Origin of the sequence: Flavobacterium oreochromis (assembly GCF_019565455.1) — a bacterium.
Lineage (GTDB): Bacteria > Bacteroidota > Bacteroidia > Flavobacteriales > Flavobacteriaceae > Flavobacterium > Flavobacterium oreochromis.
The window spans coordinates 2,498,882-2,515,652 of the sequence record NZ_CP067377.1; the positions used below are offsets into that span (position 1 = coordinate 2,498,882).

Below are 16,771 nucleotides of genomic sequence, written 5' to 3' on the forward strand. Positions count from 1 at the left end.
TGGTAGTTATACCCAAGTTCTAAGGCTCGTATCCTAACTATTTTGGCTTATATAATAAAATAGTCGTATCGCTAATTTTACACCCGACAGGTTTCGAAAACCTGTCAGGTGTAAAAGGCTAAAGTAAAATTCCTAATGCTTGTTCGATCTGTATAGTATTACCTTTTCTTGATGTGTATATTTGGAATTATCTAAATCATTAAAGATTTTAATTACATCTCTTCGTTTGAGTTTGGTTGGTTTTTCAGAAACGCAACTCAAATGGGAACTCCACGGATATTGTAACGGATGTTCACAAATGTTATGATGCACAGGATTGTTATGGATATACGCAATTACAATTTTGGTATCGCTAATTTTACACCTGACAGGTTTCCAAAACCTGTCAGGTGTAATAGTTAAATTCCTAATGCTTGTTCGATCAGTATAGTGTTGCCTTTTTCTTGATGTATGTATTTGAAATTGTCTAAATCATTAAAGATTTCAATTACTTCTCTTCGTTTGAGTTTGGTTGGTTTTTCAGAAACGCAACTCAGGTAGGAACTCCACGGATATTGTAACGGATGTTCACAAATGTTATGATGCACAGGATTGTTATGGATATATGCAATTACATTTTGTAAATAGTTAATGTGATTAATGTGTTTTCGGCGAAAGGGTCTTTCAAACAAAGCACCGTGACGTTTGTAGTATTTATTATATGCTTTGGTGTAGGCATTAAACAAATTTGAAAAAGATTGAGAAGGTAATATAATTTTCTCGGTGTTAATTTCGGGAATTTCTTTTATCCGTACTAAAAAATGAAAATGGTTTTTCATTAAGCACCAAGCAAAAGTCTCCGCTATGGGGTCAATATGGGTAGTATAAAGGCGTAAGAAATATTCGTAATTTTCTTTTGTATCAAAAAGAGTCATACTGTTTATTCCACGATTATAAATATGGTAGTAATACCCACGTTCTAAGGCTTGTATCATAACTGTTTTGGCTTATATATAATTACAAATATAAGGAAATTAGTGATATAGCTGGAACCTGACAGGTTTTAAAACCTGTCAGGTTTAAAACTTACTCCTCAATTAATACCTCCAAAATCGTAATAGCAGCATCGCTAATTTTTGTTCCTGGACCAAAAACAGCAACAGCTCCTGCATCAAATAAATATTGGTAGTCTTGTGCCGGTATAACACCTCCTACAATGACCATAATATCTTGGCGACCATATTTTTTAAGTTCTTCAATAACTTGCGGGACTAAGGTTTTGTGTCCTGCTGCTAAAGAGGAAACCCCTAAAATATGTACGTCGTTTTCTACGGCTTGTTTGGCAGCTTCTTGTGGGGTTTGAAAAAGTGGTCCAATGTCCACGTCAAAACCTACATCGGCATAACCAGTGGCGACAACTTTGGCACCACGATCGTGTCCGTCTTGCCCCATTTTAGCAATCATAATACGTGGTCGGCGACCTTCTTTTTTGCAAAAGTATCGGCTAGCTGACGTGCTTTTTCAAAGCTTTCGTCATTTTTTATTTCTTTACTATACACACCACTAAAACTTCTAATTTGTGCTTTGTATCTTCCAAAAACGCTTTCTAATGCGTCACTTATTTCTCCTAGAGTTGCTCGGTTTCGTGCCGCATCTACTGCTAAATCTAATAAGTTACCATTACCTGTTTTTGCGCACTCGGTTAGACGAGCTAAACAAGCATTTACTTTTTCGGTATCACGAGTCGCTTTGATTTGATCTAAACGTTCAATTTGTTGTTTACGAACGGTTTGGTTGTCTACTTCAAGGATATGTAATGGATCTTCTTTTTCTAAACGGTATTTATTTACCCCTACGATAATGTCTTGTCCGCTATCAATACGAGCTTGTTTGCGAGCCGCTGCTTCTTCAATACGTAATTTAGGAATACCCGCTTCAATCGCTTTGGTCATACCGCCTAGTTCTTCCACTTCTTGAATTAATGCCCAAGCTTTTTCAGCAATTTCGGCAGTTAAACTTTCCACGTAGTAGCTACCTGCCCACGGATCGACTGTTTTGCAAATTTTGGTTTCCTCTTGTAAATAAATTTGTGTATTACGAGCAATACGTGCTGAGAAATCGGTTGGTAATGCAATGGCTTCGTCAAGCGCATTTGTATGTAAGGACTGTGTTCCTCCAAAAGCGGCTGCGGCTGCTTCGATAGCCGTTCGCGCTACATTGTTAAACGGATCTTGTTCTGTTAAACTCCAACCTGAGGTTTGACAATGCGTACGTAAGGCTAATGATTTTTCGTCTTTAGGTTCAAATTGCTTTAGGAGTTTTGCCCAAAGCATACGGCCCGCACGCATTTTGGCAATTTCCATAAAATGGTTCATCCCAATTGCCCAGAAAAAGATAGGCGAGGAGCAAACTCATCGATATTCATTCCTGCTGCTAAACCTGTACGAATGTATTCCAATCCGTCGGCTAGGGTATAGGCTAACTCAATATCTGCGGTGGCACCTGCTTCTTGCATGTGATACCCTGAAATAGAAATGGAGTTGAACTTTGGCATATTTTTGCTGGTATAGTCAAAAATATCAGCAATGATTTTCATAGAAGGTGTAGGTGGGTAAATATAGGTATTACGCACCATAAATTCTTTTAGAATATCATTTTGAATCGTTCCCGAAAGTAGGTTAGGAGTAACGCCTTGTTCTTCGGCAGCCACAATATAAAAGGCCATAATAGGAAGAACTGCACCGTTCATGGTCATAGAAACTGACATTTCACCCAATGGAATTTGGTCGAAAAGCACTTTCATATCTTCTACAGAATCGATGGCTACACCTGCTTTACCTACGTCACCTACCACGCGTTCGTGATCGGAATCATAACCACGATGGGTAGCTAAGTCGAACGCAACCGATAATCCTTTTTGTCCAGCGGCTAAGTTACGACGGTAAAAAGCATTACTTTCTTCGGCAGTGGAAAATCCTGCATATTGACGAATTGTCCAAGGGCGACGCACATACATCGTTGCATAGGGCCCACGCAAGTTAGGCGCAAAACCTGCTCCAAATGCTAAGTGTTCTAAATTTTCTATATCCTCTTTAGTATAGCTTGGTTTTACCTCAATACCTTCGGCGGTTTTGAAAGAGTTGGAAGTTGGAAGTTGGAAGCTGGAAGTGTCTTCTAACTTCTGACTTCTAACTTCTAACTTAATATTTTGAATGTTTTTTCTCATTCTTTTATTCTTATTTTAAAAGATACCTAATTCACTATTTCTAGAAGAATGGTATATGGCTTTTATAATGATTTTGTGATTGTTTATGCTATAATGAATTAAGTAAGGAAATGCTGTTACATAATTACTCGTATATCGTCATAACGAATTTGAAAGTGCAATGGGGTTTTACTTAAAACTGAAACACTTTTCTTAAATGAATTTTGAAATCGTTTGGCTAATTTTGGACTAATTTCTTTATACCATTTGTAAGATTCTCTGAAATCAGTTTTAGCTTCGTTTAGAATTATAATTTTATAATTCATCTTCAATTTCTTTTAAAAAATCATCAATGTTACTAGCATCTTTTGGATTTTTTAAATAGTTTTCAGTTCGTTCTCTAACTTGGTCTATTTGCCATTGCGGAATTGTGTATTCTTTTCTTTCAGCTGGAAGTATAATTACTTCCACTTCATCTGCATTAAAATCATCAGGTAATGTAATATTTATTTGATGATTAATGACTTTAACGGTTTGTTTAATGGCTTCCATAATAATTTGTTTACTCAACAATTTTATAGGTATAATCACGATAAATTAACGTTTTATCTTGGTTGTTTAGTAAAGCTCCTGTAATTGCTATAGCTATGCCACCTAAGAATAAAGAAAAAGCAGTTCCGTCTTTAGCTAATCCTGCTATTCCTGAACCCACGATTAGACCAGAGCCTATTTCGAGTAAAATATTTTTTGCTTTTCGTTTACCTAGGGGATGGTTTTTTATACTACTAATATTGCTTAAGGGAATGTCGTTATTATCAATAGTTAAAGTTTGAAAATCTTTAAACTTGATTTCTCCTACCCATTTTTTACGATCTAGTGTGGTAAGCTTTATTCTGGCTCCTTCTACTATTGTAATAGTCTTTCCTGTTTGATTGTTTGTTGCTTCCAATTTTTTTTGGGAAAGTAAATTTAAGGAAAAGAGGAATAATAGTGTGATGATTAGTAGTTTTTTCATAAAATAACGTTTCATTTATTCCTCATTAGTTAAACGTTCTTGCTCTGATTTTTCAGCTAAACGTTTTTCTATAATAGGTATGATTAATGTTTTACGAGGATTTTGCTTTACAAAAGGGTACAATTCTAAATCGTTTTTCATACGATCGTTTTTGTTAGGGTATTTGTTTGTTCCTAATAAAACTTCTTTGCCATTATCAAATAATTCTTGTTCTTTTTCAGCATTTTCTTTGATTTTTCGTTGAATAGTGCCTTCAATTAGCTGTGTGATAAACCCACCTCCATTTTCAATGTCTTTGAATAAAGTTAATGCTTTTTCGGCTAATTGTAGTGTAAGTTCTTCTATATAATAGGAACCATCAGCAGGGTTATTTACTTTGTCGAAATAGCTTTCGTGTTTTAGAACTAATAGTTGGTTTCTTGCAATTCTATCACCAAATTCATTGTCTTTGTGATAGATGGCATCATAGGCCAAATTAGCTACGGCATCTGTCCCACCTAAAATAGCACTCATACATTCAGTAGTGGTGCGTAACATATTTACATTATAATCATATAATGTTTTGTTACGTTTTGTAGGTGTGGTAATAATATGGCAATCTAAATTATAATTGTATTCTTTAGCAAGGGTGTTAAATAATAAGCGTAAAGCGCGAATTTTTGCAATTTCAAAGAAGTAGTTACTGCCAACAGCTACATTGATTGTAATTGTAGTGGTTAAATTATTTAGTCTATTAAAATATTCATTACAGTGTGCTAATGTATATGCTAATTGTTGAGTGATATTAGCTCCTGCATTTTGGTAAATTTCTGCGTTGATACTTATAGAAGTTTTGGTTTGATTTAAAACTAAAAAATCATTATCTAAATTAATAAACCAATTACCATCTTTGACTAATTGACCAATTGGGTCAATTTCTAGGATGCTTGAAGGTCTGAGTGTTTGTATTTTTTTTATGAAATTACTAGAAAGGAAATGAGGTTTAATGTATACTTGAACTTCTTGAGGAATTGTAATTAAGAGTTTTTCTATATCTAGTGATTCGTTTTCTAATGTAAAACGAATGCTTTCAGCTCCTCTTGATAAAGTTTCGTGAGTTCTATTAATTGATTTTTCTAAATCGTGTACAAAGATATTTTGGACAATTTTAAAAGAATTTTTTTTGAAGAAACTTCTAATGGAATACTTGTTTCGTCTGTATGGTAAAATGGTTTTACTTTTATTCCTTCAGGACTTTCCCAAACGAGTACTTCATTGTAATCAGCACCTTTAAGTTCATATTGAATCTGTTGCTTCCATTGTTTGGAAGTAACAGGGTTGAAATCATTGAATAGTTTTTCTTTCATGTTATGTGTAAACAAACTATTTTAAAAATGAAATAGTTGATTGATTTTTCACAAATTTAAAAAAATAAGATTTAAGAATAGAATGTTATTTTAAAATGATTATAATTTCTTGTAAAAAGAAGAAGGAGGTAAGTTTTACGTTATCTCCTTCTCTTGTTTGTGAATAAAAAAGTTAATTACCAAATAACTTTTTTAGTTTCATAATCACCATTTGTGTAAGTTACTTTAGTAATGATTACGCCATTTGTTTTTGTAAGTTATTAGTAAAGTTCTTAGTATTAAGAGCTGTTTGTTGTAAAAGAATTTTTCCTTGTACATCAGTTATTAAAATATCACTAAATTCTTTGTTTGATTTTAAAGTGATTTGATCGTTTTCTGTCAATACAGTTAATTGATCTTTTAATTCCATAGACTTACGTACTATTTCTGTATTTAAAGAAATAGTAGGAGCTACTAATTCTAGAGTGTACTGATCTGTGTTAAGTTTAGAATAATCAATTGTAATATCTTCGTTTTTATTGAAATTGTCAGTATGAACTAAATTGTTTTTTTTGATCAAAAATGTAGATTGTAATATCTTCATTTTCAAGTCCTTTTCTGTTAATAGTCCAGCTGCCTTCTTTGTTTTCAGTTACTAATTCTTTAGTGGCTACTTTTATAGAATTTTCTTTTGCGTAAGCAATTTTGTAGATTTGATTATCATGTTTCATTTCTACAATGTATGCGCCTTCTTTTAAGTCTTCTAATTTTTTACTACTCATTCTGCTGCTAGCTGAATTTTCATTAAAACCATAAATATTAGTAATTTCAAAGTTGGAGTTTTTATTTTTGGCAGCAATAACAGGGTGTAATTGTGATTTGTTGAATTCTAATGTAGTTTCTTGACTAGTTCTTTCTGAAAGCATAGCGCCCCAGTTGAGTAATCCTCCTGATCTGTTCGAGTTAAATTTAGCTATAGAAGCAATTAACCAAGGGAAAACACCTCCTGCGTGTCCAAAAGGACCTAGATTGGTAGCTGTAATTTTGTATTTAGATAAATCTAGGAAAGAATAGTATCCTCTTTGTACTTTTTCAGTTTTTAAAGCATTTAGGAAAGGAATTTCAGCATCTGCTGTAGTATAGGACATGGTTGTAGGTGTTGTATTATGGAAATCATATACATCACTTTTCTTTAAGAAATCTCTTAGTGGATTACTAGGGCTAGAAGCAATATTAATATATTGTTTAGTGAATAAAGTTTTCCATTTTAAAGGTCCCCAATCAAGTCCTCCTTCTTCTTCAAGAACGTGTTTTTTGTAAGTTTCTTGAAATTCTGGAGAAATCATTTCGGTAAAGTTTGTTTGATATTGTTTGTATCCTAAGCTGTGTGCTCCATTTACAATATAGGCAATAAAAGCAGATGATGGATAATCTTCGTTGGCTAATACGCGATCTTCATACGTTGTTTTAGATAGATCGTATGGACCTGCTCCGGCATATACTTGTTTAAACTTAAAACGTTTGTATTTTTCAGTATTGTATTTTAATACTGCCATTGTTGAGTGTCCTCCTTGGGAGTAGCCAGAAAGAAAATATTCGTTGTATCTTTTTACTCCTTTTTCGTTTAAGAATTTATCCGCAGCTGTAAGCATATCAATACTTGCAGAAGCTTCTGTTTTTGCATCAGCATAAGGATGTACTCCTTCAGAATCGCCTAGTCCTAAGTAGTCAGGTGATACTACGTAATATCCGTTAAGAGCATAAAGCATATCAAGGATAAAGCCTCCTTCGCGTGTACTTTTTAAATTGGAAGGGACGTTTACTCTTTTGTCTGCTGTAGGGTGCTCTAGTAAAACAGTTGAAAGAGGATAGTCAACTTTAGGGAACATTACTAAACCATGAGCTTTTACAAGTTTGTCATGGTGGTCTGTAGTCCAGTAGGTTACTTTGTATCCTTCTAATCCTTTAACAAGGAATTGAAAAAGTTTTGCTACAGCTGTTGGTAGCTTAATGTTTCCGAAACCAGCCATTCTTTGAAGTACTTGGGGGGCTGAATCGTCCATTTTTTTTTCTACACTAATCAAATCACCTGGTTGTTGTGAAAAGGTTGATAGTGAGAAAATTAAAGATAATACTAGTAAAGTTTTTCTCATAAAAAAAGGTTAAATTATTATTATTGGAAATGCAAATTTAACCTTTTTTTAAAATACAATGGTAATATTTTTATTCTAATGTGTCATTTTCGAATTCTATAATGTATATATCTTCGTTTTCACGTTTCATATAGTATTTTTCGCGTGCATATTTTTCAATTTCATTAGAGCTTTTTAATTTTTTAATTTGTTCAAGATCTTTAGCTATTTCTTCTTTGTAATATGTCTTATTGTCTTCTAACTCTTCGATTTCTTTATTTAGGACCTGATGATCTAGGTAAGAATAGTTGTCAAGAAAGAGCATCCATGTTAAAAAGAAAGCACTAACTAAAAAGTATTTATTACTGATTATTTTGAACCAATATTTTCTTTTTAAGAAGTTTTTGAAGGATTGAAACATATTCTACTAGAAAATCTTTTGATAGTGAATTAAAAAAGTAATCGAATTAAGAAATGCGTTGATTGATAACAGCTCTTACGACATCTATAGCGACAGTGTTGTATTTGTCATTTGGTATAATGATGTCTGCAAATGCTTTGGTAGGTTCAATGAATTGTTCGTGCATTGGTTTTAATGTTGTTTGATAGCGATTTAATACCTCTTCCATATCACGTCCTCTTTCTGCAATATCACGTTTTAATCGTCTGATTAATCGTTCATCAGAGTCAGCGTGAACAAATATTTTGATATCAAACATATCACGAAGTTCAGGATTAGTGAGGATTAAAATTCCTTCAACGATCATGACTTTACGGGGTAGTGTGTGTATGGTATCTCCGGTACGGTTGTGTTTTACAAAAGAGTAGACAGGTTGGTCAATTGCTTTTCCTTCTTTAAGATCTTTTAAGTGTTCAACTAATAGTGCAAAATCTATTGAGCGAGGGTGGTCAAAATTAATTTTTGTTCTTTCTTCTAAGCTTAAATCGCTTGTTTCTCTATAATAATGATCTTGTGAAATGATACCTACTTCTGTTTCAGGTAATTCATTCATGATTTGATGAACTACGGTTGTCTTTCCTGAGCCTGTGCCTCCTGCAATACCTATAATTAACATACTTTTGTGGAATTTAAAAATGCAAAAGTAGGATTTTTTGAAGTTCTATCAAATTTAGTTGGTAGAGATAATAAAAAAACCTTTCTGTTTTAGAAAGGTTTTTAATTTCGTCGGGGTGGCAGGATTCGAACCTGCGACCTCCTGGTCCCAAACCAGGCGCGATGACCGGGCTACGCTACACCCCGAGGGTTTTAAATTTTAATAAGCTTTCGTCGGGGTGGCAGGATTCGAACCTGCGACCTCCTGGTCCCAAACCAGGCGCGATGACCGGGCTACGCTACACCCCGAAAGCGGCTGCAAATATAGAATTATTTATGGATAATTTGCAAGTTTTTTTAGGATATTTATTGAATATTGTTTTTTTTGTTTTTAAGTTTCTGATAGTTAGTTGTTTATTTTTTACTGTGTTTCATTTTTATGACCAAATAATAAATTTAATTAATGATATGGAGTTTTAATGTTAATTTTTGTAATAAGTAAAGGGGGCTAATGATAGAGATACTAAGACTATCCGAAAATATTTTATATGATATAACCTTTTTTTAATACGTTAAAAAGAAAAATGTTGTTACCAAGGTTTTTTGATCGTAAAATAACCCTAGTTTTTATATTTTTTTGATAGTCTTAGTTTTTTATTATATTCCTTTTATAATAGCTATAAAATCAGTTGCAGATAAAGAAGCGCCTCCTATAAGACCTCCATCTACGTCAGGTTGAGAAAAGATTTCTTTTGCATTATCAGGTTTAACACTTCCTCCGTATAAGATAGATACATTTTCAGCAACTTCATTTCCATAACGTTCTAAAATTGTTTCACGGATGAATTGGTGCATTTCTTGTGCTTGTTCAGGTGTAGCGGTTTCTCCTGTGCCTATAGCCCAAACAGGTTCGTAAGCTAAGATTATGTTTTTCCAATCAGAAGCATTTAAATGAAATAAAGCATCTTTTAATTGGTATTCAACTACATTGAAATATTGTTTATCCTGACGATCTTTTAATTCTTCACCAAAACAAAAAATAATTTTCATTTCATGTTTTAGTGCTGTATCTACTTTGCTAGCTAGTAAAGCATCTGTTTCATGAAAATAAGCGCGACGTTCAGAGTGTCCTAAAATAACCGTTTGAATTCCGATACTTGTTAGCATATCCGCTGATATCTCTCCTGTAAAAGCACCACCTTCTGCTTGGTGCATATTTTGTGCAACTACTTCTATAGAAGTTTGATTGGTTTGTTGTACAGCTTGGGCTAGATTAATAAAAGTAGGGGCTATAATTATTTTAGCGTCTGTTTCTGGAAGATTGTTGATTAAGTCTGCTATTAATTCTTCAGTTTGCTTAGCATTTTTATTCATCTTCCAGTTACCAGCTACTATTTTTTGTCTCATGTTATATTTTTTAGTATTTTAAAAAACAAAGATATGCCTTTTAAATAGGTTAAAAAGGGTTAAAAAACTTTTTGATCTTAATTTGTTTATAATGTTTTTAAAAGATTATTTATTTTTTCATTATCAGTTTCTATAGCTCTAAATAAAACTACTTTTCCTCTTTTGTCTAAAACGATGTATCTAGGAATCCAGTCTAGGTTTACTGATTTGCCAAAATTACCTTTCATATTTTCTCCTACAAATAATTGATATCCCGTTAATTCGTGTTTTTTTATTCCTGTTTTCCAAGCTTCAGGAGTTTTGTCAAAAGAAATAAAAACGAATTTTGTATTGGGGTTTTCTGCTTCTAATTTTTTAAGATTAGGCATGTTTTTTATACAGTCACCGCACCATGAAGCCCAAAATTCTAAAACAATATTTTTTCCAATATTTTCAGAAATTATTTCTTTTAAAGAAATTTTATTGCCATCAATGTTGGTTAAAGAATAGTTGAGAGTTTCATTAGAAAGTTGGGTGTCTTGTGCTTTCGAGCATGAAACGTTGAGTATTATAACGAGTATTAAAGTTATTATTTTTTTCATAGTTATTTATTTAGTTGAGTAAAACTTTTATTGATTAATTCTTGATAATCTTTGGGGTTAAATTGGTTTTCGTTAATTCCAAAATAGTATTTGTATTCGTTTCCATTCCATAAATATTTTACTCCAGGGGTGTCTTTTCCGGTGCCTAATAATTTCCAAAAAGGTATGATTTCTATGATTTTATAAGGATATTCAGCACCTGTTTCTTTGAAGAAATCAGGGATTTTTTCAGGCTCTTCATTCATGAAAAGAACTAGGATTTCAGGAAATTTTTTATTTATTCGTTTTAATTCTGTTAATTCTTTAGCTGCTTGACGGCAGTGATCGCAACCTGGAACGAAAAAGCATAACGTTTTACGTCCATTATCTATTTTTGAGAAAAATTGGGCATAGCCTGATTTCTTTTTAATAGGTTCATTTATGATTTTTTCTTCTTCTGTTTTTTGTGTAGTTTTTATTACAGAATCTTTATTTGTCTTTTGGTAAATAATACTGTCTTTTTTGATGAATGAAGAATCGATAGTAATTGTGTGAGTTGAATCTGTTTGAATATCAGTTGGTAAAGATAATTCGCTTCCTGATTTAATAGGGGCTAATATAAAGATTCCAATAATAGAAGCTAAACTTATTATACTTATTGGCCAAAACTTGTGAGTTTCTTCGTTGTTTTTTGGAAATATTGAAAGCAATATTATTAGAATAATAATAGCAACTATGTTTTTAATTATCGCTTCTATAGGTGTCATAGGGATTAGTTCGCCGAAACACCCACAATTACCTGAATTACCTCCATTTATAAAGGTTTCATAAGATAAATGTATTATAAAAATAGCTAATAGAATAATGGTTGAAGGAATAATTATCTTTTTAAAATAATTGTTTTGTAGAATTAGTATTCCTAGTGCCATTTCTATTCCTATTAGGGTTCTTGAAAACCACGGTGCTATGGTTTCAGAAAACCCTAAGGGATATAACTGTTTTACTTCAAAAGTTGAAATAGCAAAATAAGGTGACGGGTACATTTTTGCTATAGCTGATACAATGAACAGTAGAGCAATTATGATTCTTAATAGGATAATTAGATTCTTTTTCATTTTTTATTTAATTTGACGTATATATGATATATGAAATGAATTTTCATGATCTTTATATAGTTGAAATTATTTGCTTTCTAGAAGAATTAAAGCAAAAACAGAATAATTAATCATATCCTGATAATTTGCATCAATTCCTTCACTTACTAAGGTTTTTCCTTTATTGTCTTCAATTTGTTTTACTCTTAAAATTTTTTGTAAGATAAGATCTGTTAATGAACTTACTCGCATATCACGCCAAGCTTCACCATAATCATGGTTTTTAGCTTCCATAAGGTTTTTGGTTATATGAACTTTTTGATCATATAAAGTTACTGCTTCTTCTATATTTAAATCAGGTTGTGTTGCAATACCCTTCTCTAACTGAATTAAGGCCATGATAGAATAGTTTATGATGCCTATAAATTCAGATACTTCTCCTTCGTCTATTTTTCTTACTTCATTTTCTTGAAGAGAACGGATACGTTGTGCTTTTATAAAAATTTGATCAGTTAGGGAGGGTAAACGTAAAATGCGCCAAGCACTACCATAATCTTTCATTTTTTTAGTGTATAGATCACGGCAGTTGGTTATTATTGTATCGTATTGTTGAGAGGTATTACTCATTTGTATATTATATTTGTGTCAAATTTTTTTCAAAAATAGGGATTTTTAAATAAAATGCTGTTAATAAAATCTAAATGGCTACGATAAACTGTAAAGGAAAACTTATTGATTTGACGGTTCCAAAAGTTATGGGAATCTTAAATATTACTCCAGATTCTTTTTATGATGGTGGTAAATTAAAGACAGATATTGCTGTTTTAGAGCAAGCAGAGAAAATGTTACTTGAAGGAGCTACTTTTTTAGATATAGGAGGGCAATCAACTAGACCTAATGCAGAATTCTTATCTGCTGATAAAGAATTGAGTAGGCTAGAAGGTATCGTATCTCTTTTAGTTACTCAATTTCCAGATGTGTTATTATCTATTGATACTTTTCACAGTAAAGTAGCAAATGAATGTTTAGAATTAGGAGCTTCATTGATTAATGATGTTTCAGCTGGTAGTTTAGATGGCAAAATGTTTGATGTTATAGCTAAGCATAAGGTACCTTATATTATGATGCACATGAGAGGAACTCCTAAAGAGATGCAACAAATGGTAAGTTATAATGATTTAGTAAAAGAAATGTTGTTTTATTTTTCGAAAAAAATAGCAAAAGCTAGAAGTTATGGTATTAATGATTTGATATTAGATCCTGGTTTTGGGTTTTCTAAAACGCTGGAACAAAATTTCGAGTTGTTATCAAAGATGGAGCTTTTGTCTATAACGGACTTGCCTATTCTTGTAGGGATTTCTAGAAAGTCAATGATTTATAGAGTGTTAGGTGCTAGTGCAAGCGAAGCGCTAAATGGAACCACTGTATTGAATACTATTGCATTAACTAAAGGAGCTGCTATTTTACGTGTGCATGATGTAAAAGAAGCGGTAGAAACTATTTGTTTGCAAGGGATGATGTAGTAAGTAAAGGCTGTTTAAAAAAATAATAAGATAGTATTTTGAACAGCCTTGTTTTTTAGTGACAATATTTTAATAATTCTTCTTCTTTAGCTTCTGATTTTTTTACATCTTCACATATTGAATTAATTTCTCCTAATTTAATATTAGCTTTAGCTCTGTAATAGTTTAATAAATTTTCATTTGGTCCAATAGCTAAACCTTTTGTGCAAGCTTCAACACAATCTGTGTATTGTTTATTTTCAAAATATGCTTGTGCTAAATAATAATAGCTGCTTATTTGTTTTTTATTTGATGAAATTAACTTGTTTAAAGATTCTATAGCTTCAGTGTATTTTTTAGCATTTAATTTTTCTATTCCCTTGTCAAAAAGTTTTTCTTGTTCAGGGGTAAGAGCATTTTCCAATATTTCTTTATCCTGAGCGAAAGTTATAACGCTTGATAGAAAAGTAATAGCAAAGATTATTTTTTTCATATTAGTAGGTTTTATGAATCAAATTTAATCAAATGATTTGTTTTAGAAAAATATTGTTTTATTATTCAGTCATTGTGGTTGTAAATAATTGAGCTATTTGTGGGATGCTGTCTGGGGCTACAGGACGGCCATTTTTTACTGCTACACCTGTTACTTTAGCTGATACAATTAGTTTGTTGTCAGATAGTCGAATAATGTTTTGATGAAAGATAACTTTTAGATTTCCTTCTTTTTCAGCACTTACTTCTACTTTGAAAGCATCTCTACTAACAAGTGAGTTTTTGAAATTAATTTCAATGTTTTTTACAACTAATAAGATATTGTTTTGAGCAAATTCAACAAAATCTACTCCATGATGATGTAAAAATTGATGGCGTGCATGTTCTAAGTAATTTTGATAAACAGAGTTGTTTACAATTCCTTGTACGTCTAATTCGTAATTACGAACAGATAGTTCAATAAAGAATTTTTCCATTTTTTATATAATTTATTTGATATGATTAATAAATTGAGCGTCGTATAATTTTCGATAAGCTCCTTTTTCATTTTTTAATAAGGATAGATGGGTTCCTTCTTCTATTACCATTCCTTTTTCTAATACTATAATTCTATCAGCGTTTGTAATGGTTGCTAAACGGTGTGCAATGATAATTGAAGTTCTGTTTTGTGTTAAGGTTTGTGTTGCCTTTTGGATTTTTTCTTCTAAATAAGTGTCTATAGAAGAAGTGGCTTCATCTAAAACTAAAATGCTAGGATTACTTAAGTAAGCTCTTAAAAAAGCAATTAATTGTCTTTGTCCTGATGATAGCGATGCTCCTCGTTCTTTTACATCATAATCATAGTTGTTAGGTAGAGCCATGATGAAATCATGTGCACCAATAGCTTTAGCCGCCCTTATTACTTCATCTTTAGTTATTTTTGGATTTTGTAAGGTAATGTTGTTGTAAACAGTATCTGCAAATAAAAAAACGTCTTGAAGTACAATAGCTATTTGTGTTCTTAGGCTTTCTAAAGTAAAGTTTTTTATGTTTTGATTATCTATTGAAATAGATCCTGATTGAATATCATAAAATCGATTAAGTAAATTGATGATTGTTGTTTTTCCAGCTCCAGTTGCTCCAACTATAGCGATAGTTTCTCCAGGTTTTATACTCAAATTAAGATCTTTAAGTATATATTCATTAGATTTATAGCTAAAATAAACGTTTTTGAAATCTATTTTCCCTGTTAATTTAGAGGCTATTTTTTTTCCATTATCTTCAATATCTTCTTTAAAATCGAGTACTTCAAATACTCGTTGAGCAGCAACCATTCCCATTTGCATTTCGTTAAATTTATCTGCTATTTGTCTTAGAGGAGTAAAGAAAATAGTGATGTACATGGTATAAGCAAATAAATGACCTATATTAGTGAAAGGATCGTGTTCTAATAATAAATTACCCCCAAACCATATGATAAGACTTAAGGTTAAATAGGTGACAATATCAGCAATCGGAAAAAAAATGGAGTTATACCAAACATTTTTTACCCAAGCTTTACGGTGTAGATGATTTATTTTTTTGAAATTTTCATATTCAACTTCTTCTCTAGTGAAAAGTTGGACAATTTTCATTCCCGTTAGTCGTTCTTGAATAAAGGTATTCATATTGGCTACTTGGGTTCTAACGTCTTCAAAAGCACTTTTCATTTTTATTTGAAATACCCGAATTGCGTATAGAAGTATTGGCATAGTCGCTATTACAATCAGAGTTAGTTTCCAATTCATATATAGCATAAAAAAAAAGATAGTGCTCATTTTCATCAAATCACTCATAATCATGAATAAACCTTGGCTAAAAATACGCGCTATGGCTTCAATATCTGAAACAGAACGTGTGATTAGTTTTCCTACAGGTTCTTTGTCAAAATATTGTATTTTAAAATGACTTAAGTGAATAAATAATTTTAGACGAATATCTTTGATAATATCTTGGCCTAATATGTTTGCCCAATAGACAAAATAAAACTGGGCTAATACTTCAAGTAGTAATGTAATACTCATTATTACTAACATGATTAAAAAGCCAGTAAGTTTTTTGGGTATTACATAATCGTCTATAATATTTTGTAATAAATACGGGCGTAGTGCCGCGAAAATAGACAATAGAATAGCCCATAAAATGACGCTATAATACCGCCATTTATAAGGTGTTGTGAAAGAGAGTATCCGTTTGAATAATGTACTATCAAATGCTTTCATTTATGTAAGGGTAGGTTACTTTGCTCAAAAATAATCCTTGAGCAGGAACAGAAAAACCTGCTTTTTTTCGGTCTTTACTTTTAATAATTTGAGTTAGATCTTCTTTTGTTATTTTATGAGTACCAATGTCTACCATAGTACCTACAATGGCTCTTACCATATTTCGTAAAAAACGATCTGCTGTGATAGTAAATATTAAATTTTGGTTTTCTTGATACCAATATGCTTCTGTTATTTTACAATTAAAAGTGTGTACATCTGTATGAGTTTTTGAAAAACATTCAAAATCAATATGATCAAAAAGAATTTGACAAGCTTCATTCATTGCATTGATATCTAAATTATGATGATTATACCAAGCAAGGTCTGTATTAAAAACATTTTTTTGAGTACTGATATAATAATGATATGTTCTAGAAGTAGCATCAAAACGAGCATGAGCCTCGTCATGTACTGGAATAATACGAAATAGTGCAATATCTTTTGGTAAAAAGGAATTAATTCTTTTTTTTAATTTATCTAAATCCAGTTTTTTTGGGGTATCAAAATGCCCGTACATTTGTGAAGCATGCACTCCTGCATCAGTTCTACCTGCTCCTACGATTTCTATATTTTCTTGTAAAAGTGTTGAGAAAACTCTATTTAAAGTTTCTTGTACCGAAATAGCATTTGGTTGATATTGCCAACCATGATAATCTGTGCCTTTATATGCAAATTCTATGAAATATCTCAAGGTGTAAAAATTTGACAACAAAGATAAAATAAA

Annotated in this window: 17 protein-coding genes, 2 tRNA genes and 2 pseudogenes; 1 reads left to right on the plus strand and 20 read right to left on the minus strand. The window is 31.8% G+C overall.

The window, feature by feature from the left end; all coding sequences use genetic code 11:
* Nucleotides 1-398 precede the first annotated feature (398 nt).
* From JJC03_RS11975 to JJC03_RS12050, 16 genes and pseudogenes are all read right to left on the minus strand, one after another.
* Nucleotides 399-974, minus strand: a complete 576-nt coding sequence (locus JJC03_RS11975) for a transposase (protein WP_235873380.1) — start codon at nucleotides 972-974, stop codon at nucleotides 399-401.
* Nucleotides 975-1,065: 91 nt separating this feature from the next.
* Nucleotides 1,066-3,205 (minus strand): annotated as a pseudogene (scpA, locus tag JJC03_RS11980) (methylmalonyl-CoA mutase).
* A 116-nt stretch (nucleotides 3,206-3,321) separates the two neighbouring features.
* Nucleotides 3,322-3,510, minus strand: coding sequence for a hypothetical protein (locus JJC03_RS11985; RefSeq protein ID WP_088444874.1), 189 nt, complete (start codon nucleotides 3,508-3,510; stop codon nucleotides 3,322-3,324).
* A complete protein-coding gene (locus tag JJC03_RS11990) occupies nucleotides 3,500-3,736 on the minus strand; it encodes a hypothetical protein (RefSeq protein ID WP_123902163.1) in 237 nt (78 codons plus the stop codon). Before JJC03_RS11990 ends, JJC03_RS11985 begins: the two co-directional genes overlap by 11 nt.
* Before the next feature lie 10 nt (nucleotides 3,737-3,746).
* Nucleotides 3,747-4,133 carry a hypothetical protein gene (locus JJC03_RS11995; RefSeq protein ID WP_235873381.1) on the minus strand — a complete coding sequence of 129 codons (387 nt, stop codon included), beginning with the start codon at nucleotides 4,131-4,133 and terminating at the stop codon, nucleotides 3,747-3,749.
* An 81-nt stretch (nucleotides 4,134-4,214) separates the two neighbouring features.
* Nucleotides 4,215-5,545, minus strand: a pseudogene (locus JJC03_RS12000) (methylmalonyl-CoA mutase subunit beta).
* Between the two features lie 235 nt (nucleotides 5,546-5,780).
* Complete coding sequence (locus JJC03_RS12005; RefSeq protein ID WP_235873382.1) at nucleotides 5,781-6,104, minus strand: hypothetical protein; 324 nt, start codon at nucleotides 6,102-6,104, stop codon at nucleotides 5,781-5,783.
* Nucleotides 6,073-7,677, minus strand: coding sequence for a lipase family protein (locus JJC03_RS12010; RefSeq protein WP_235873383.1), 1,605 nt, complete (start codon nucleotides 7,675-7,677; stop codon nucleotides 6,073-6,075). Before JJC03_RS12010 ends, JJC03_RS12005 begins: the two co-directional genes overlap by 32 nt.
* Before the next feature lie 70 nt (nucleotides 7,678-7,747).
* The gene (locus tag JJC03_RS12015) at nucleotides 7,748-8,077 is read right to left on the minus strand and encodes an FtsB family cell division protein (RefSeq protein WP_088399104.1); all 330 of its coding nucleotides are present in this window, start codon (nucleotides 8,075-8,077) and stop codon (nucleotides 7,748-7,750) included.
* Nucleotides 8,078-8,123: 46 nt separating this feature from the next.
* Nucleotides 8,124-8,732: a uridine kinase gene (gene udk, locus JJC03_RS12020; RefSeq protein ID WP_088399106.1), complete on the minus strand. Its 609-nt coding sequence runs from the start codon at nucleotides 8,730-8,732 to the stop codon at nucleotides 8,124-8,126.
* A gap of 110 nt (nucleotides 8,733-8,842) precedes the next feature.
* A tRNA-Pro gene (locus JJC03_RS12025) sits at nucleotides 8,843-8,917 on the minus strand.
* 27 nt (nucleotides 8,918-8,944) lie between these two features.
* Nucleotides 8,945-9,019, minus strand: a tRNA-Pro gene (locus JJC03_RS12030).
* Nucleotides 9,020-9,367: 348 nt separating this feature from the next.
* Nucleotides 9,368-10,117, minus strand: coding sequence for a triose-phosphate isomerase (gene tpiA, locus JJC03_RS12035; RefSeq protein WP_088399775.1), 750 nt, complete (start codon nucleotides 10,115-10,117; stop codon nucleotides 9,368-9,370).
* 86 nt (nucleotides 10,118-10,203) lie between these two features.
* Nucleotides 10,204-10,698, minus strand: a complete 495-nt coding sequence (locus JJC03_RS12040; protein WP_235873384.1) for a TlpA family protein disulfide reductase — start codon at nucleotides 10,696-10,698, stop codon at nucleotides 10,204-10,206.
* A 2-nt stretch (nucleotides 10,699-10,700) separates the two neighbouring features.
* A complete protein-coding gene (locus tag JJC03_RS12045; protein ID WP_235873385.1) occupies nucleotides 10,701-11,792 on the minus strand; it encodes a MauE/DoxX family redox-associated membrane protein in 1,092 nt (363 codons plus the stop codon).
* A gap of 66 nt (nucleotides 11,793-11,858) precedes the next feature.
* Nucleotides 11,859-12,398 carry a DUF1599 domain-containing protein gene (locus JJC03_RS12050; RefSeq protein WP_088399781.1) on the minus strand — a complete coding sequence of 180 codons (540 nt, stop codon included), beginning with the start codon at nucleotides 12,396-12,398 and terminating at the stop codon, nucleotides 11,859-11,861.
* A 74-nt stretch (nucleotides 12,399-12,472) separates the two neighbouring features.
* Between JJC03_RS12050 and folP the strand changes: the two genes are divergently transcribed.
* A complete protein-coding gene (gene folP / locus JJC03_RS12055; protein WP_088399783.1) occupies nucleotides 12,473-13,294 on the plus strand; it encodes a dihydropteroate synthase in 822 nt (273 codons plus the stop codon).
* A gap of 55 nt (nucleotides 13,295-13,349) precedes the next feature.
* Here the strand turns inward: folP and JJC03_RS12060 are convergent, their stop codons facing one another.
* From JJC03_RS12060 to truA, 4 genes are all read right to left on the minus strand, one after another.
* Complete coding sequence (locus JJC03_RS12060; protein ID WP_235873386.1) at nucleotides 13,350-13,766, minus strand: tetratricopeptide repeat protein; 417 nt, start codon at nucleotides 13,764-13,766, stop codon at nucleotides 13,350-13,352.
* Nucleotides 13,767-13,827: 61 nt separating this feature from the next.
* The gene (locus JJC03_RS12065; RefSeq protein WP_088399787.1) at nucleotides 13,828-14,241 is read right to left on the minus strand and encodes an acyl-CoA thioesterase; all 414 of its coding nucleotides are present in this window, start codon (nucleotides 14,239-14,241) and stop codon (nucleotides 13,828-13,830) included.
* A gap of 12 nt (nucleotides 14,242-14,253) precedes the next feature.
* The gene (locus JJC03_RS12070; RefSeq protein WP_088399789.1) at nucleotides 14,254-16,005 is read right to left on the minus strand and encodes an ABC transporter ATP-binding protein; all 1,752 of its coding nucleotides are present in this window, start codon (nucleotides 16,003-16,005) and stop codon (nucleotides 14,254-14,256) included.
* The gene (gene truA, locus JJC03_RS12075) at nucleotides 15,992-16,738 is read right to left on the minus strand and encodes a tRNA pseudouridine(38-40) synthase TruA (RefSeq protein ID WP_088399791.1); all 747 of its coding nucleotides are present in this window, start codon (nucleotides 16,736-16,738) and stop codon (nucleotides 15,992-15,994) included. The genes JJC03_RS12070 and truA overlap by 14 nt, the downstream gene beginning before the upstream one ends.
* Between the last annotated feature and the right edge of the window lie 33 nt (nucleotides 16,739-16,771).

Excerpts from the sequence above, each read along its gene's own strand:
- tpiA (WP_088399775.1), bottom strand. The coding sequence starts at position 10,117 with ATGAGACAAAAAATAGTAGCTGGTAACTGGAAGATGAATAAAAATGCT.
- JJC03_RS12060 (WP_235873386.1), bottom strand. The coding sequence starts at position 13,766 with ATGAAAAAAATAATCTTTGCTATTACTTTTCTATCAAGCGTTATAACT.
- JJC03_RS12065 (WP_088399787.1), bottom strand. The coding sequence starts at position 14,241 with ATGGAAAAATTCTTTATTGAACTATCTGTTCGTAATTACGAATTAGAC.
- JJC03_RS12045 (WP_235873385.1), bottom strand. The coding sequence starts at position 11,792 with ATGAAAAAGAATCTAATTATCCTATTAAGAATCATAATTGCTCTACTG.
- JJC03_RS11985 (WP_088444874.1), bottom strand. The coding sequence starts at position 3,510 with ATGAATTATAAAATTATAATTCTAAACGAAGCTAAAACTGATTTCAGA.
- folP (WP_088399783.1), top strand. The coding sequence starts at position 12,473 with ATGGCTACGATAAACTGTAAAGGAAAACTTATTGATTTGACGGTTCCA.
- JJC03_RS12015 (WP_088399104.1), bottom strand. The coding sequence starts at position 8,077 with ATGTTTCAATCCTTCAAAAACTTCTTAAAAAGAAAATATTGGTTCAAA.
- JJC03_RS11975 (WP_235873380.1), bottom strand. The coding sequence starts at position 974 with ATGATACAAGCCTTAGAACGTGGGTATTACTACCATATTTATAATCGT.
- JJC03_RS12010 (WP_235873383.1), bottom strand. The coding sequence starts at position 7,677 with ATGAGAAAAACTTTACTAGTATTATCTTTAATTTTCTCACTATCAACC.
- JJC03_RS12070 (WP_088399789.1), bottom strand. The coding sequence starts at position 16,005 with ATGAAAGCATTTGATAGTACATTATTCAAACGGATACTCTCTTTCACA.
- JJC03_RS12040 (WP_235873384.1), bottom strand. The coding sequence starts at position 10,698 with ATGAAAAAAATAATAACTTTAATACTCGTTATAATACTCAACGTTTCA.
- JJC03_RS11990 (WP_123902163.1), bottom strand. The coding sequence starts at position 3,736 with ATGGAAGCCATTAAACAAACCGTTAAAGTCATTAATCATCAAATAAAT.
- udk (WP_088399106.1), bottom strand. The coding sequence starts at position 8,732 with ATGTTAATTATAGGTATTGCAGGAGGCACAGGCTCAGGAAAGACAACC.
- JJC03_RS12050 (WP_088399781.1), bottom strand. The coding sequence starts at position 12,398 with ATGAGTAATACCTCTCAACAATACGATACAATAATAACCAACTGCCGT.